13 protein-coding genes are annotated in these 17,463 nt (G+C 39.2%); 5 read left to right on the top strand and 8 right to left on the bottom strand.

What is annotated here, in order from left to right; genetic code table 11:
- The first annotated feature begins 260 nt into the window (after window positions 1–260).
- The 3 genes from MWU78_RS01060 to MWU78_RS01050 all read left to right on the top strand — a co-directional run bounded on the left by MWU78_RS01060 (window position 261) and on the right by MWU78_RS01050 (window position 6,146).
- Window positions 261–1,334: a mechanosensitive ion channel domain-containing protein gene (locus MWU78_RS01060; RefSeq protein ID WP_246994157.1), complete on the top strand. Its 1,074-nt coding sequence runs from the start codon at window positions 261–263 to the stop codon at window positions 1,332–1,334.
- Window positions 1,335–1,456: 122 nt separating this feature from the next.
- Window positions 1,457–4,987 (top strand): TraB/GumN family protein, encoded by a 3,531-nt coding sequence (locus tag MWU78_RS01055; RefSeq protein WP_246994154.1) that lies wholly within the window; start codon window positions 1,457–1,459, stop codon window positions 4,985–4,987.
- A gap of 316 nt (window positions 4,988–5,303) precedes the next feature.
- The gene (locus tag MWU78_RS01050; RefSeq protein WP_246994152.1) at window positions 5,304–6,146 is read left to right on the top strand and encodes an N-acetylmuramoyl-L-alanine amidase-like domain-containing protein; all 843 of its coding nucleotides are present in this window, start codon (window positions 5,304–5,306) and stop codon (window positions 6,144–6,146) included.
- 125 nt (window positions 6,147–6,271) lie between these two features.
- Here MWU78_RS01050 and MWU78_RS01045 read toward each other — a convergent pair whose 3' ends face one another.
- The 5 genes from MWU78_RS01045 to MWU78_RS01025 all read right to left on the bottom strand — a co-directional run bounded on the left by MWU78_RS01045 (window position 6,272) and on the right by MWU78_RS01025 (window position 12,547).
- Window positions 6,272–8,059, bottom strand: a complete 1,788-nt coding sequence (locus tag MWU78_RS01045; RefSeq protein WP_246994150.1) for an SGNH/GDSL hydrolase family protein — start codon at window positions 8,057–8,059, stop codon at window positions 6,272–6,274.
- The gene (locus MWU78_RS01040; protein ID WP_281503780.1) at window positions 8,056–8,568 is read right to left on the bottom strand and encodes a GyrI-like domain-containing protein; all 513 of its coding nucleotides are present in this window, start codon (window positions 8,566–8,568) and stop codon (window positions 8,056–8,058) included. Before MWU78_RS01040 ends, MWU78_RS01045 begins: the two co-directional genes overlap by 4 nt.
- 21 nt (window positions 8,569–8,589) lie before the next feature.
- On the bottom strand, window positions 8,590–9,852 hold the full coding sequence (locus MWU78_RS01035) for a chloride channel protein (protein WP_246994146.1): 1,263 nt from the start codon (window positions 9,850–9,852) through the stop codon (window positions 8,590–8,592).
- 604 nt (window positions 9,853–10,456) lie between these two features.
- The gene (locus MWU78_RS01030; RefSeq protein ID WP_246994143.1) at window positions 10,457–10,918 is read right to left on the bottom strand and encodes an FKBP-type peptidyl-prolyl cis-trans isomerase; all 462 of its coding nucleotides are present in this window, start codon (window positions 10,916–10,918) and stop codon (window positions 10,457–10,459) included.
- Window positions 10,919–11,080: 162 nt separating this feature from the next.
- The gene (locus MWU78_RS01025; RefSeq protein WP_246994141.1) at window positions 11,081–12,547 is read right to left on the bottom strand and encodes a Gfo/Idh/MocA family oxidoreductase; all 1,467 of its coding nucleotides are present in this window, start codon (window positions 12,545–12,547) and stop codon (window positions 11,081–11,083) included.
- Between the two features lie 337 nt (window positions 12,548–12,884).
- Between MWU78_RS01025 and MWU78_RS01020 the strand changes: the two genes are divergently transcribed.
- Window positions 12,885–13,274, top strand: a complete 390-nt coding sequence (locus MWU78_RS01020; RefSeq protein WP_246994139.1) for an inorganic phosphate transporter — start codon at window positions 12,885–12,887, stop codon at window positions 13,272–13,274.
- Here the strand turns inward: MWU78_RS01020 and MWU78_RS01015 are convergent.
- Together MWU78_RS01015 and MWU78_RS01010 are read right to left on the bottom strand one after the other, a co-directional pair.
- Window positions 13,243–13,689, bottom strand: coding sequence for a GNAT family N-acetyltransferase (locus MWU78_RS01015; protein WP_246994137.1), 447 nt, complete (start codon window positions 13,687–13,689; stop codon window positions 13,243–13,245). The genes MWU78_RS01020 and MWU78_RS01015 overlap by 32 nt on opposite strands.
- Before the next feature lie 79 nt (window positions 13,690–13,768).
- Window positions 13,769–14,551 (bottom strand): glycoside hydrolase family 16 protein, encoded by a 783-nt coding sequence (locus tag MWU78_RS01010; protein WP_246994135.1) that lies wholly within the window; start codon window positions 14,549–14,551, stop codon window positions 13,769–13,771.
- Between the two features lie 422 nt (window positions 14,552–14,973).
- Between MWU78_RS01010 and MWU78_RS01005 the strand changes: the two genes are divergently transcribed.
- Entirely contained in the window at window positions 14,974–15,939 is a 966-nt protein-coding gene (locus tag MWU78_RS01005; RefSeq protein ID WP_246994133.1) for a hypothetical protein, read from the top strand.
- Window positions 15,940–16,482: 543 nt separating this feature from the next.
- Here the strand turns inward: MWU78_RS01005 and MWU78_RS01000 are convergent.
- Window positions 16,483–17,292: a ThuA domain-containing protein gene (locus tag MWU78_RS01000; protein WP_246994132.1), complete on the bottom strand. Its 810-nt coding sequence runs from the start codon at window positions 17,290–17,292 to the stop codon at window positions 16,483–16,485.
- Window positions 17,293–17,463 lie beyond the last annotated feature (171 nt).

The following is a 17,463-nucleotide window of genomic DNA, read 5'->3' as shown; positions in this document are numbered from 1 at the left end:
TAACTATAATTTAAATCCATTAAATAGTTTCTTTATACTGGAATAGATAAGACTAATTTTAGTACAAAAATAAATTAGGTCGTTTTTTAATACCAATTAGTATTTAATTTATGAAACCCTTTACCACCAGTGTTCGGGGCTTTTGGTCTGCCTTGCCTACATCAAAGATGTATAAGTACATAGGATTAAGGGTTTCAAAATCTATATATTGCATAGATTTTAGTATGTTACGGATAACATTGAATAAAAATTCTATCTAGATGGGAAATATTTTAAAAAACGTAGACAACCAGACCCTCATTTATGCTATGGGTACGTTTGTTCTTTTGGCCGTTCTTTACATAGTCACTTATTTTACCCTTCGAAAATTGGGAAGCAATCCAAAATATCTGATTCCCAAGGATGCCATGAAAAAAGTGAGTCTACCACTTTTCATCTTGTTCCTTTCTTTCTTGATCCGTTCAAAATCACTTCATACCCTATTATATTTAAACGATTTTAGTTTTGTCATAAAAAAGACCAGCACCCTTCTTATCATATTTTCCATCACTTGGTTGATTTTAGTAGCCTTAAAGGTTGCCAAAAAATTGATTATCAAAAACTATGATGTAAAAACATCCGACAATCTTAAGGCTCGAAAAATATACACCCAATTCAATATTCTAGAGCGCATTTTCATCGTAGTGGTGGCGGTTTTGGCCCTGGGCGCCGCCCTAATGAGTTTTGATAGCATCCGGGAGATTGGTCTAAGTCTTTTTGCTTCTGCCGGGGTAGCGGGTATAATCATAGGTTTCTCCGCCCAGAAACTAATTGGCAGCATCTTGGCCGGAATTCAGATTGCCATCACCCAACCCATTAAGTTTGATGATGTGGTGATTGTTGAGGGTGAGTGGGGACGCATTGAGGAGATTACCTTGACTTATGTAGTAATCAATATTTGGGATAAAAGGAGACTTATAGTCCCGACCACCTATTTTATAGAAAAACCGTTTCAAAATTGGACCAAAACATCCGCAGATATATTGGGAACTGTTTTTATTCATACAGATTATCGCGTTCCCTTCGATAAGCTTAGGGAGGAACTCACCAGGATATTGTCCTCCACGGATCTATGGGATGGAAAAGTAAATGTGCTTCAGGTAACGGATGCCAAAGCCCAGAGTGTTGAGATTAGAGCGCTAATGAGTGCCGTTGACTCCCCCACCGCTTGGGATCTAAGGGTATTGGTACGGGAAAAACTGATTGGTTTTTTACAAGAACATTATCCAGAAAGCTTACCACATACCCGTTTATACCTAGCCGACAAAGCGGAACCCAACGCTACTAAAAAGTAGTGGGCATTCTCCATGGATTGGCATGAAAAATGTGGCTTTAATACAAATAAAACGTTAATTATGCCCCAAGCCTTTATTCCTATATATTTTTGAAGCATTTTTAACAAAAATTTGGACTCGGTATGCGCTTTTGCTTAGGTTTTCTTCTACTATTCTTGTCCTATGGCACTTCTGCCCAGGAAGAGAACAGTCTTTTATGGGAGATATCCGGCAATAATCTACAGCAATCGTCTTATTTGTACGGTACCATGCATGTAAGTCAAAAAATTGCTTTCAGATTGGACGACGTTTTTTACGAAGCTTTGGACAAAAGTGAAATAGTGGCCTTGGAATCCGATCCGGACAGTTGGCTGGAAGACTATGGAAAAATGCGTAGCGGTGGAGTTGGATATGGAGCCGGCTTTATTACCAAGGGCTTTTATATATACCCCTTTGCCATTAAAAACCCTACCAAGGAAATAGTGTCCTCCTACCTCTCCCTGGATGATCGCTTAGTGAACAATATTCTCTACCGCACCAATGAAACCTCCCAAAACTTTGAGGAGGAAACCTATTTGGACATGTATATTTATCAGGCGGGTAAAAAGTTTTCCAAACCTATAGTGGCCTTGGAAGATCTGGAAGAATCCAGCGCTTTGGTGGGCAGGGCCAACATGAATGCCATGAAACCCAAACCTGATGAATGGCTACAGAAAAAAATGCAGACGCAGGAGGTAATGTCACTTTTGCAGGACGCCTATAGGGAACGCAATATAAATCTTATAGATTCCCTTGACCAGGCCATGTATACAGAGCATTATTTACAAAATATGCTCTATGCACGTAATAAAAATATGGTGCTTAGGATGGATTCCCTAATGCAAACAGCAAAAGTGTTTACCGGTATTGGGGCGGCCCACCTCCCTGGAAAAAATGGGGTAATACAACTACTGAGAAACAAGGGATACGTAGTCAAGGCCCTTACTTCCCGATTTTCATATAAAGGAAGGGCTTTAAAAGATTCCTTGGAAACCAAAATCCTAAACAATGAATATTACTCAAGAACTCCGGATGATGCCCTTTTTAGTATTCTCCTACCCAACAAGCTTTACCCCATAGCTGAATACACCAATACTACCTACGTATCTCCAGATTTGGCCAACGGCAGCTATCTTATGGTGAACCGTATCCCCACTTTTTCCTATTTGAAAAATGACTACTCCTACACCTTGGAAGATGTGGATAAACTTTTGTTCGAGAATATCCCCGGAAAAATCCTGGAAAAGACCAAGATTGAAAACGGTAAGTACCCTGGTATGGATATTAAAAATCAGTTGAAGAATGGCGATTTTCAACGATACCATATCTATATTACACCCTTGGAAATACTGATTTTTAAAATGAGCGGACACGGCGATTATGTAGTTAAGCATTCCGACACTATATTTAACAGCATCAGTTTTAGTTCATTAGAAAAAAAACGAACGGTACTTTTTTCCCAATTCGATGATTTTGAAGTAGAAATGCCTTCTATCTACAATTTTACCAATCGAAAAAGGAAAGGCAATAGGTTTATTGAGGGAGTGGACCCACAAACCTCGTCCTATTACTTTCTAAAAAAGGCAACCTTAAACGATTTTAATTTTATTGAAGAGGACACCTTTGAACTGAAACAAATTCAAACCCGATTTTTTGAAGATCTTAAGTTGAAACCTCAATATGGGCCATATTTCAATCAGAGTTTAACCTCTTCAGCCAACTTTGGACCTAGCGGATTACAAAAGTTGTATTTAAAGACGATTATCAAGAACAACAACTACTACCTCTTAGGTAGTGTAGCCAAAGATAGTTCGGATGCCAATCAATTTTTCGATTCCTTTAAGGTGAAGCAACAAAATTATACCGAAGAGTTTAATAAAGTGCAGGATACCGCTTTGTTTTTTTCAACAGTCAGTCCTATTGACCCCCCCAAGTTTGTTGAAAACAGTAATAATTATTACGAACGTCACAAAAAACCAAAACCTTATAGCGCATATACCAAGAAATCCGTCTATCAAAATAATAATAACGAGGCTGTACTTGTAACTGTTAATAAGGCCCATGATTTTCTAATGTTTCCCAATATTGATTCGGTATGGAGCCTTAGGAGAAAATTATACCGTCAAAATACATTTAACATTATTCGGGAGCATAGGCCACCATACAACAACAAATATCACGAGATGAACCTAACCTTGGTGGATACTGGTAGCACTAGGGGAATAATGATCAAAAACATTGTTAAAGCCGGTTTGCTGTACGAAGTAAAAGCACTTATAGACACCGTTTTACCTCCAAGTAAGTTTGTCAATGATTTCTTCAAGAACTTCTCCCCTTATGATACCATAATTGGTTCCTCCATTTTAAGCGATAAAACAGCCGATTTCTTTAAGGCCATCAGACAGAATGATAGTATTGTACTTGATGGCTATCCATTTGTGCAGTTTTACAAAAAACACGAGGATTCCCTGAAATATTATATATCCGAGTTCAACTTTAAGGACAACCAAAAATATTTACAAGCACATTTAATTCAAAAATTAGCACAAATGCAGGATGTGGATGCAACGAGGTTCTTTGAGACCTACTATACCAAATCCTACAACAACTCCAAGGCACAAACAAAGATTTTACAGGCCATCAGCAGAAAACAAAATGAAAGCTCCTTAGGATTGCTCCTACGGCTAATGTCTACCGACCTACCCTTGGTGTCAAGTAAACAGGAAATCCAAAACATCTTCCAACCTTATTTGGATAGCCTACCCCTTGCCAATAAATTGTTCCCAGAGATTTTCGACTACAGTGCTATAGAAGAATATAAATCCCCAATCTTCTCCATTCTCGCCAAACTTAAAGCCCGGGGATTGATAAAACCAAAGAGATACAAAAAGTATAAGAATCAAATTTTAAATGATGCCAAGATCCAACTAAAGAGACAGCTTGCCCTTTCCATGGATCAATTAACAGACGAATCACCCACCACCACCGACAATAATTACGACATTCTGGAAAACTATGCCATACTGCTTTATCCGTTTATTAAAGAAATTGAGGTAGCTGCATTCTTCCGACGTCTATCGATGGTAGAAGACCCTGAAATTCAAACGTCATTTATTGCATTATTGCTTAAAAACGAAGAAAATCCTTTGAATGGTGAAAATAAAATACCGACAAGTTTAATAATTTCCCTTGCTGAAAACCCTGAAACTCGATTAACACTATTCGAAAAATTACAGCAAATTGGCAAATTAAATTATTTCCCCGCCAACTACAGAAATCAACAAGCCATAGCGGAATCGATACTATATAACAACTTGGAATTAAATCCTGAGCAATACACCATTGAATATATCAAGGATCAAAAATTGTATTATCCCAATAACGATTACCACGGATACTTTTTTAAAGTAAAGGATAAAGACAAGTATGGTAACAATTTAAAAATGTATTTATTAGCATTCAAAAAAACGAATCATATTGAATCCAAACCTTACTATATAAACAAAGGCTTTAACATTACAGACATTAGTACCGAGGAAGAAGTATTGGAATTAACTACCGAAGAGTATAATTTGAAGGATAGACAACGCGCCATAGTGAACAACCCTTCCGCATATTCAGGATTTATGCATTAAATATTGAATACATTGTTACTAAAATAATGATTCACCTCTTTAGCTCAAAGCTCAGTGATTGGGATAGGTAAAAAATCATTAATGAATTATAGCAAGTTTTGAATGTTTGCCCGTAAACTATTATTTATATGTAAATATTCCCCCAAGAACCTTGTGCAAGTTTAACCAGGCCGTTAAGAGCAATAATTGAATCTAAACCTAAACTCGGCCAACTGAAAAATATATATTAATACCTAGAAGTATTAAAAAATTATATTTATCTTATTTATAACTATATAGATACATTAGAATAAACTAAATATTTAATATTAATTCAATGAAAAATTTACTCTATATTCTATTTTTTCTATGTTTTACTTTCCATGGATCTGCCCAGAATCTAGTTTGTTCTCCTCAGGACAGGGAAGCCTTTAACTCCAAAATAAGGACAATTTCCGATCTTAAAACTCAGGATATTGGAAGAACCATGGTTGCAGTGGGCAAAACCTTTATCGGAATTCCCTATGTGGCCAAAACTTTGGAAATAGGAGAAACTGAATCCTTGGTCATTAACTTTCAGGGGTTGGACTGCACTACCTTTGTGGAGAATGTTTTGGCTTTCAGTCTAATGGTACAAAATAACGAAAAGGACTTTGATAGCTTTATCGACCACTTAGAAACCATTCGGTATAAGGATGGCCAGCTCAATGGTTATTCCTCACGGCTGCATTATTTTTCAGAATGGATTGCCAACAATGAGCATAAGGGCCTATTAAAGGACATGACCTCGCAAATAGGAGGTGTGGAAAGCACTAAGGCCATTAATTTTATGAGTACACATCGGGAACTTTACCCTTTTCTAAAAGATGCCGATAACTATGAGAAAATACAGGCTTCAGAGCAATTTCTGAAATCGCAGTCCATCTGTATCCTTCCTCAGGACCAGATCAAAGCGAATGAGCATTTGATTCAATCTGGTGACATTATAGCCCTAACCACTTCCATAAAAGGACTTGATATTACTCACACCGGTATTGCCAGTCGGGAATCTGATGGCAGAATACACCTTTTACATGCTTCAACCGGATCCATGGAGGTAGAAGTCTCCAAACTACCCCTTACCGAATACCTAAAGGGCATTAAAAGTAATACGGGGATTATGGTGGCACGCCCCTTATAAGTCTATGAACTTTTGGCCTAGAACTGGAATTTGTTGAATGGTATGGTCATGCCCTTAAACCCACTGGCATAATTCAAATAATAGGAAACTAGCCTAGAGGTAGGACAATTTCGCTTTAGTGGTTTCTATTTCGTGCCTTCATGAAGGACTAAATTTAGCTTTTTGCCCACTTTTCGGTAACCTTTTGCATTGGGGTGCAAACCATCCGAAAAAAGACTATCATCAATTTTATTGTCCTTATCCAAGAGCACCACACCAATATCGGCATAATCCACATTTTTTGAGGTCGCCAATGCAGCTATTTCAGTATTTAGGTTGCGCATACGCTCCTCTTTGTCTACCCTTGGAAACAACCCCAGCAATAACAGTCTCGCTTTAGGTTGTCTTGCCTTTACGGCGTTGATCACCATTTCCAATCCACTGAGAATCTCATCATCCGTATTAAGATGTTCATTGTTGGTGCCGATCATCAGGACTATTTGCTCAGCTTCAAACCCATCCAATTCATCGTGATATATTCTCCAGAGGACGTTCTCCACTCTATCCCAACCAAAACCAAAATTCCTAATCTGTAAATCCTCCAAAAAGGTTTTCCAAGAATCGGCTCCATTGCTTAACGAGGCTTTTGGGCTACCGCCCCAATAATGGGTTATGCTATTTCCGAAAAAACATATTTTGGGACCAGTTTCCCGATTCATTCTCAATAACTCCTGATGACGACCCTCCCAAGGATACATTTCAGGCTCCCTGGCTTGGGTTACGGGAATCGTCGTAGAAAGGGTGCCTATGGGTTCCTTTATTATTTGGCGTACTTTCTTTTCATAAGCCACGGCATATTCCATCATCCCCAAATCGGTGGGATGGGTACCATCTACAAAACTCTCCATAGACAGATTCAGTTCTTCCTTGGTCAATAGAAAAATATCCTTTACACCCTCGTCCTGCAATTGGATAAATGCCTCCTTGGCCATTCTATTTAAATCTGTATAAGTTTTAAAACGCTCACTGTCTACGGCACCATCAGAATATCCGTCGTGCTCCACCAACAAAATTGGCGCTGAGGGACGCTTTGTCCTTATCTGTTTCACCCCGGAAATAAGAAGTTGCCGTACCTCGTCCAACGAACGATCTTTGGTGGCACCCAAATTGGGCAAACAATCCAACACATATAGTTTGGCATCAATTTCAGTAATAAAATTAATTACCTCTTCCTCCATTCTACCATTTCCCGAAAAGGCTAAATTAATAAGTGGTCTATCCAATTTTCTTCCCAAGATAGAGGTCCATGCCATTCCTGGGCGAGAGGCGCAGGCCCCATGTGCAATGGAGGTGCCATAAACTACCACAGGTTTCTCTCCTCTTATTGGCAAAGGCTCCAAAACAGCATCCTCTGGCACTCCAATTTCCAACCACTCCACCTCATTGTACAAAGGCAAATACAATTGATACTCCCTACCCTTCGTATGGTATTTCTCTTTTGGGTCTATATTGGAATAGCGATATTGTATGGTATCGGCAAAAGAATACTTTCCTCTATACCATCTCCAATCCCCATCACTGGTCTTGGCATATAAATCCACCCCGCTAACCCCAGTTGCCGGCATATGGGGCATGGCATGATTTCCTTTCACCTTGTAGCGTACGGCAATAGATTTGGCATCACTTCTAAACCTGAGAGAGAGGCCTGCTGAATGTTTGGATAGGTTCCAAACAGCAGCCCGAACTATTCCCTCGGCCTGCTTTGGCATTCTGTGATATCTTGAAGCCACTTTATCTGGCCAAGCTTGCCCTTCAACGACCAAAGATTTGTCGTTCGCTGGGTTCCACCATTTGATATTATCATCCTCCTGTGCATTAGCAAACTGAATCAGAAAAATAATTGTCAAAAAACCAATAATCGACTTCGTTCTCATATAACCTTACTTTTAATTTTTCTTTTAATGGGTACCCAGATCTCCTCTTCCGAACTAGGATCATTATTCCTGTATTTATCGCCTAGCACTTCAAAATGTTCCCTATGATCCAATTCATAGTCCGAATGCGGTAACCAAACTCCATAAATATACTGAGCCGTTTTTGGAAAGTCACTTGGCAAACCCTTATGAATAAAAACTGCGTATAATCCTCCCAACAAGGTATAGGTTTCCATTCCATTGGGCAAGTCCTTATAATCCTCCACCTCAACAACGGCCCACTTTTCAAATTGGGTGGTATCATTGAATTCCGTAAAACTCAACAGACGATCATATACCTGCATACTTATCAAATCGGTGGTGATCGAATTCCCAATTTCCTTTCTTCTGGTCATAAATCCCTGCCATAGTTCCTTGGTCCTATCTTCAGATAAGCTCATGACCATTCGGTTTCCTATTAATTTTTTTATCGATATCCGTTCAATTCGTGGCTCTATATTTAATCCCATTTTACGCAATCACTAAATTAATTATTCCAATTGTGAACCTATAAAAGGTATTTTTGGAGCTAAAAAATATCCCGTTAGACTGGCAAAAAGAATAGGGATAAAATACCCAAACCCGGTCAAAGTAGCTAAAAGAATAGTAGTGCTCATAGGTGTTCTAGTGACACAGGCATTTATGGCTGCCATACAACTAATTATAGCCAAAATTGGGTTTATGGAAGGGAATATAATAGACAGTATCATTCCTAAAGTAACTCCAACAAAAAATAAGGGTATAATAAAACCACCGCGCCAACCAGAGGTAACCGTAATGGCAATAGCAACGATTTTAAAAACCAAGATCGCTACAAGTGCATTAAGTGATAAATCCTGTGTAAGCAGTTCATTAATTTCATGATGGCCAAAATATCTCGTCAATGGAAAATAATAAGCTATAATTCCTAAAAGGAATCCACCGATCAAAGTTTTTAAATAAATAGGAATCGGTCGTTTTTCAAAAATCAATTTAAAGCATTTTGTGCAGTAAATAAATCCCCAAGCCACAAGAGTTCCGCCCACGGCAAAAATTACGGCATAGAGGAAATCGAACACTCCTGAGTATTCGTATTCGGATAAATTCCAAACGGGACCAATACCCAAATGAATGACCAAAGCGAAAACCACGTAACTAAAACTACTGGCTACCAAGGCAGGAATTATGGCCTTATAGTATTCTACAGCATGTTTATGATGCAGAATTTCCAGTGAGAATAAACTGCCTCCCAATGGGGCGCCAAACAAGGCCGTAAAACCCGATGCCATGCCTGCTATACTCAAGGAACGTAATTCTTCGCCCTTTAACCGAAATATTTTTCCAAGCCAACTACCAGTTGACCCGGTAACTTGAACCAAAGGGGCTTCTGGCCCCAGACTACCTCCCGAGGCTACACAAAGCAAGGATGATAATATCATGGATGGGTTGTTCTTGGGATCTAACTTGCCCTTATTAAAACGAATGTTGTTTACGATGAGGTGGATTTCACCAGGATCACCAATAAAATGAATCACCAAACCGGCCAATAAACCAGCGATAGACATAAGGGGGATTACCTGCCAACCTGTAAAAAATGCCATTTTGTGGGTCAAGAATTCCAGGACAATCCAATATAAGCCAGCAATCAAGCCCCCTAATAAACCGAGGAAGGCCCATAATAAAAAGGTGCGACTGAATACAAAAGGATTGAACCGAATTGGCTGGTCCAATATATTTAGGTAAGTAATGAGTTTTCTTCTACGTTTAAGCTTCACTATTCCGCCAACTTGTTAGATAGGGAGGCCAACGCCGTCCAATGATTACTAGAATCTTTAAATATAGGGACAAGTTGATTAAGGACAAAGTAATTTTAAAAGGCCAACCTAATTAAGATGGGTATTGATCAGGCAATACGGCAAATCCGAGATCCAATGTTTTGCAGGGAAGTCTATTAGCCTTTGCCGTATTTCGCCTTTTATAATTTCCAATTAATATAAGTCCACCCAAGGTATAGAAGGCAAATCGGAATAAAATTTTACCAAAATCATTAAAGTCCAAAATTTGATGTTAGTCAAAATATGCGGAGCCTATGGCCCATCATCGAGACTCACAAAATTTATACCTTTAGGCATGTATCGGTGTCAGCTAGAAGACAAAATTTATAGCACAATCACAAACTGATCAGTCGGTATGACTAAAATTTATGCCGTTTTCAAACGCCAAGTGAGCATTTCACCGATTAAATATGTATTTAACTACCATGCCCCATTAAAAAACAATAATCCACAAAAAACAAAAACCAACCTATCGGTTGGTTTTTATGTATATTCCTACACTTGGGCAAATACCCAGGTAAACTGAAAAATAATGGATTACCTTCTAGTTTACTGCAATCAAAGAGACCTCAAAAATAAGTACAGATCCACCAGGAATCCCATTATAATCCCTACTGCCATATCCTAAATGGGCAGGTACCAAAAGTATTCCGTTACCACCTTCCTTAAAATATGTAATACCCTCTGTCCATCCTGCTATTACTTGATTTAAGCCAAAAGTAATTCCCTCTGCATCACTTTGATCGAAGACCGATCCATTAAGAAAATACCCTTTATAAGCCACCGTTACATTGGAACTGGACACTGCCTGTGTTCCCGTCCCTTCTTCTTCAATTACGTAATAAAGCCCTGAATTACTCCGTACGGCGGTTAAGTCGTTCTCCTCAACATAAGCTTGGATATCCGTCTCGTTCTTGGCAACATAATCAATATCCTCCTCGGTTTTCTTATCGTTATTACAAGAAATAAAAAGCACTAGGGCCAAAGCAAAAAGTGTATTCTTCATAGTTATTCTTTTTTAAGCGCCAAATATAGCAAAATACCTAAAGCCGTCTAAGCCCTTAATTCTAATGCGGATTATAAATTTTAGTTAATTAATAAAAACAGAACACCCTTAAAACCACAACTGATAAGGTTTTAAGGGTGTTTAATTCCGTGTTATTCCAACTTATACTACAAAGCCTGGTCTGTAATTTCTGGTTACAAACTGGTTTGCCTCCTCAAGGTTGGTAATGCGCATGTTCTCTCCGTCCCAAAGCAATTTTTTACGGGCAAAGAACTCCATCTTACCTTTTTCGTTTTCTCTTTGCAACAAATAGCTGCGAATGGCCAAGTTCCCCATAAGTACAGTTTCTGTCATAGGCCCGGCATAATCAAAAGAGGATGTTAGTCCAAGGTGTTCTTTACTGCCAAAGCCAGCCTTACAGGCTTCTACCCAAAGTCGTTGATGTCCATATTCCGGCTCATCATTAGGCTCTACTTCCGGACCGAAATCCGTTGAGCCATCATTCATATACAATTTTGGCATCAAGGAGGAACTATCATTAATATTGGTAGAGATAATCCCCTTTTCTCCTATGATCAAAACCCCATTCTGGCTTCCATTACCACCAATTTCGTGATCGGCAGGTATAATTTCTGGATGTGCAGGTCTAATCCCACCATCACTCCAGGTCATTTCTATTGGTGACTGACTCTTTTCCGTAGCTCCAAAATGCAAAGTTATAAATGAAGAAGCCGGACATCCTTCAGGATGATAATCAGCATTCCACATATCGGTATAAACCGCGCCTACACTACATTCAGCATCTGTTGGATACTTTAGCCCCAAAGTTCTAAAAGGAATATCGATTAGGTGACATCCTACATCTCCCAAAGCCCCTGTACCGTATTCCCACCATCCTCTCCATCCAAATGGATGCAAATTAGGGGTGTATGGCTTAAATTCCGATGGCCCCAACCATAGGTCCCAATTAAGGTCTTTTGGTTTGGCACTTGGATCTGGTTTAGGAAATGCTCCTCCCTGTGGCCAAACTGGCCTATTGGTCCATACTTGTACTTTTGATATTTTACCAAGGTCCCCGGAATCTACCCATTTTTGAACCATGCCCAATAATGGATTGGAACCTCCTTGGTTCCCCATTTGGGTTACGATTTTTTTACTTCTTGCCATTTCGGTCAGCATTCTTGCCTCCCGTATATTATGGGTCATTGGTTTCTGGACATATACATTAATCCCTCGCTCCATAGCATAGGCCGCTGCCGGTCCGTGAACATGATCAGGGGTGGAAATAGTAACAGCATCAATACCCTTTTCCTTATCCAACATCTCCCTGAAATCGGCATAAAGCTTTGCTTTAGGAAATAGTTCCACGGATTTCTTGGCAGACCCCGAGAAATCCACATCGCATAAGGCTACTACCTTTTCCCTTCCACCCACAGAGGCATTGCGGATGTCACTGGCACCTTTACCTCCAGCGCCAATGGCCGCAATATTTAATCGGTCACTGGGAGCCGTATAACCAACACCTCCAAGTACATGCCTAGGCACGAAAAAGATAGAGGAAGCCATGGCACCTTTTTTGATAAATGATCTGCGTGAATCGACAGACTTTTTAAGTTTTTCTTTTTTCATAATTATTGATTATTACATTGTCAATTATATTCATCAAAAAATCTTCCTTAACCGGAGCCAAAACAATATCAATATTATAGCCCCAGTTATAACCGCCTTAGGGATATAGCAATATATAACATAATAATAGGCCATATCTCCGAGATTTTCTCAAATACTACTACAATTTTAACCCTATTTTAAAACCCTGACCGTCTGTAAATGAAAAGTTTATAAAAAATAGATATAATTATTGTAATTTATTTTCGGCTTATATTCTAGAAGTGCAATTGTCAGCTATACTGCATGATCTGCATAGAGGTTTTAACGACATAACCTAAATTGGTAGGTTTGCTCATTGAAAAAACAACCTATCCATAGAATCGGACATGGTAACCCTGGCCATTGCGATGGCAATTGGAGGCTATTGAACACGAAAAAAGTAGGCCATGCCGTAAGTAAAGAAATAACGCCATTGAATCATGGGCAAGGATTTACGGCAAACCTTATTAAAGGTCTTTTGGTAAAAACGGCAAGTATACATGGACCGCCCATTTCTACGACCCATGTCTCTGTAGGCTCAATTTTTGGAAATAGCAGAGTACCCAAAAAGTCGGACACAAAAGCAATCCGCAATATTGTTCTTTCCTGGATATTCACATTACCTATTGCGGCCCTAATAAGTGCAATGGTCTTTTCTTTGTTATCCTATGATCTTAGTCCTTCTTTATCAAAGAATCGGTTTTAAGGACATAAATACGACTTTCTTTTTCCTTAAAGCCTAAACTCTTATACAGATTAATAGCCTCAATTCTCTTGTCGGCACTAAAAAGAAGGATTTCGGTAAGGCCTTTTTCCTTCCCCACGGTCACCAATTTTTCCATAAGCTTCCTGCCAATACCTTGGCCCCTGTGCTCTACATCCACAACCACATCCTCAACCCAACCTTTGATGCCGGATATAACAGTATAGGTACACATTAAGGCCATTCCCAAAACCCTACTGCCATCCTTGCAATATACTAGACATATGGGGTTCTCTGGATCAAGCACCTGTTTAAGGTCTATTTGCTTTATGTCGGCATTCAACTGGCGGAACAATCCGGCCAATTGTTGCTCCATGTCAGGGTTTACGTCTGACTCTTGTAGTAGGGCTATTTTCATGGGTTCTTGTTTATTCTTTATTATTAAAAACTTAGGGTTATGATAATTTACAAATTTAATTAAACATATTTGGTCATACTTAATAGCCTTCCTTCTTTTGATAAACCTTAACAAAGTCGACCATAAAAACATCGGGGAAAATGGTTTTAAATATCTCTTCCTTTTTACTCGGATATTCCATACTCAAGATCATATATTCCTCAACATTTGAAATACCGGTAGTGACCTCATAATACTTATAGCCATCTACATAAAAAATATATTTATCCGGAAACCATTCCAGTCCAAAGGTGTGAAATCCCAAACTTACCCCCCGGCGATAACTCTGCATACCCTTGGTAGATTGCTGGTTGCGTCCGTAGGCCCAATGCACATTGTGGGACACTATATCGGTTCCCAATTTTTTAAAAAATTCCATCACATCTATTTCGGCCCCAAATTTGGCAGGATCCTCCCCTTTACTAATTCCGGGTGACTGCAACCAAAAGGCTGCCCAAACCCCCTCTGACTTCTGTAACTTGGCCCTACATTCGTAATAACCATATTTGGACATAAACTTCCCTTGGGTACCCACAGCTGAACCCAACAGGGAATCACCCTTTTTAAGAGCATATAATTTTAGATATCCCTTTTCCACTTTAACCGCCTCTTCGGAAACATAGGCAATAGCCCTAGGACCTATACCTCTTACGGCCCATTTGGTGGTATCCAATGTCTTCCCCTTAAATTCGTCTTCCCATACCAATTTATATCCCATTTTCTCCGGATTAAACCGCTTTTTGGACATAGGCCCTTGTGCCGGACGCTGCGCCATGACAAAACTTATTAAAAACAGGAAGCACAATAAAGGGATTAATTTCATTTTATTTGATTTATAGCTCTTACTTGTTTGGAAACAAAAACTATTTGAGGCCTATACTCCAACTTCAAGCGGCATCAATAATCACTGACATATTGCCATTGCCAAAACACGGCCGAGATACCCAAGAATTCAGGGGTTATAACCAACAGCAAGATAACAAAACTGAAACTGCATCTTCTAGCAGATTCTATCAAAAACTGCCATAATCTTAACCCTAAGTCATAATATTTTGGTGTATCCCAACGGGCCGGGTAATGCACTGCAAGTCCTTGGTTTTCTGCCTGTGGCCTTTTCACTGCTATCCCTTACACTAGAGGATGAAAAATTTTATTGATTCTTATTTTGAAGGCTAACGGGCATTAGGTGAAAAGGAATTATTATCTTCCTGTTTTTTTAATCCAAATTATCCCAATAACTGCCATATGAAATTACGCTTCATTCTGTTTGCCACCCTTATTGTTCCTATTCTGGCTTGCAAAGACAATCAAAAACCCAAGGAAAATATAAAGGAAAATCAGCTAAGTGTTAAAGATATTAGAGACTCAGTGCCCTTCCCTGCCGAATTGGTCCATTTTCAAACCCCAACAGAAAATCCTGTTTTTACCGGTTCTGGCCCGGATTCCTGGGATCAAAAAATTAGGGAAAGGGGATATATTTTAAAAGAAGGGGATACCTACCATATGTGGTATACAGGCTTCCGCTCGGAAAAGGAGCCCCTCTCCTTAGGTTATGCCACCTCGCCGGATGGGATTACCTGGACCCCTTATCCGGACAACCCAGTTTTTAATAAAAGTTGGACGGAGGACATGATGGTAATAAAGGTAGACGATACCTATCACATGTTTGCCGAAGGGAAAAACGACGTGGCCCATAGACTATCTTCCACCGATCGTATACATTGGACAGACCATGGCTCCCTAGACATGCGTAATGCCAACGGCTCTCCTTTGAGCAAAGGACCCTATGGCACACCAACTGTTTGGCGGGAAAACGACACTTGGTATTTGTTCTATGAGCGAAATGACTTGGGCATATGGCTCGCCACTTCCAACGATCTTAAAGTATGGACCAATGTACAGGATGAACCTGTAATAACAATGGGGCCTGAAGAGTATGATCAATATGGTGTGGCCGTAAACCAGATCATTAAATACAAAGGATGGTATTATGCTTATTACCATGGCACCCCTTTCGAAGACTGGAGTCTTTGGTCCACCAATGTGGCTGCCTCAAAAGACTTGGTACATTGGAAAAAATACCCCAAGAATCCAATAATGGAAGAGAACAGATCCAGTGGCATCCTCGTCCCGGATGGAAACCTCTTTAGATTATATACCATGCACGATAAGGTGGAGGTTCATTTTCCCAAAACCACCGAAAACAAATAAAAATTACTTCTTTGTTCCGCACTTTTATTCCATTGGCAAAGTAGTTTTGGATTATCCTTTCAAAACAAGGAATTAAACCGTATGGTTGGTTTTCGTTTTAAAACGGGCCGAAGTGAACCATATAACTTGGATATAAAACAGAAGAAGATCTATGAAATACATATATTTTACAGTTAAGATGAAAAATTATAGGGAAAAACGACTACCCGGTCTAATTGGACTGTGTAAAATGGATTAAATTATTAGGGTGTTCAGACTAATTATTGTTCGATTGGAAGTTGATACAAGTAATCAAACTAGCAATTAAGCTTAATTATTTGCCTGCCATTGAATCCGTTTGCCTGGTTCGGCACCAACATTGGACAGGTTTCATTACAATCTAAAACAAAAAAAGTCCTGCGAGGTTGTTACAGACACACTAAAATGAATTTTAGGTTGGTTAATTCGGTGTCAATTAAACCTTGCAGGACTAAGGCAAAAGTTGGTGGTTATTAAAAATTACAAAGCATTGGTATTAAACTTTGTGCTGTATTTGCCTGAGAGTTATTTTCTCTTCAAACAATATTCGATTCCTCCGACCAAATGTTGACGAAAGTTAAGATCGTCAAAGGCCTCATCAGTATGTCCCAAGCCTGTATAGAAGGCTCTACCTCCGTCATACTCATGGTACCATGCAATGGGGTGGTTGTCTCCATTTTTACCCCCTTCATAGGAACTTTCGTCCATCTTCATGAGCACATGAACATCCGGATTTATATTTTTGTAATTGTACCATTCATCAAAATGGGTCCATATATTGGCCAAATGTTTGGTAGCAGGATGGTTATGGTCCACCACGTCTATTGTGGCCGTTTGTTGTTTGGGGTGACTTAAAAAATAGGCCCCGACCAATTTGCCGTACCATGGCCATTCATATTCTGTATCAGCCGCAGCATGCACCCCCATAAAACTTCCTCCATTTTGAATGTATTTCTCAAAAGCTGTCTGCTGCTCATCTCCCAATACATCCATGGTAGTACTTAAAAATACCACCAGTTTAAACTTCTTAAGATTATCGCTATTAAACTGAAGTGAATCCTCAGTATGGGTAACGGCAAAATTATTGGCCACACCCAATTTTACGAAAGTAGCAACCCCCTTTTCTATAGACTTATGACGAAATCCGTTGGTTTTGGTAAACACCAACACTCGATCCTTGGCCAATGTATTGGCCGATATTATTTTTTCCGGGATTTGTACTGGCTTAGTATGTAAATTCGGGTTTATGGTAACCTCTTCCTGAATCCTAGTACTGCCACAACCAACCACAAAAACTAGTGCTATTAATGTAATAGTACATTTATATAAGCTCATAAAAATTATTGATTTTCAAATTAGAATTTCTAAATATCCAAAATTTACAGTAACAAAACACAAAATTTACTAATATTTCCAAAATTACTTACAGTTTTCACAATAATACCCCTACTTGTTAAAAATTAAATTCCCGAAACCTTGAATAGACTCCCTTACCATAACCCTAAT

This window comes from Arenibacter sp. F26102, assembly GCF_023015865.1.
GTDB lineage: Bacteria > Bacteroidota > Bacteroidia > Flavobacteriales > Flavobacteriaceae > Arenibacter.
Note: the sequence above shows the minus strand (reverse complement) of the source record. Positions and strands in the feature narration are given on the sequence as shown.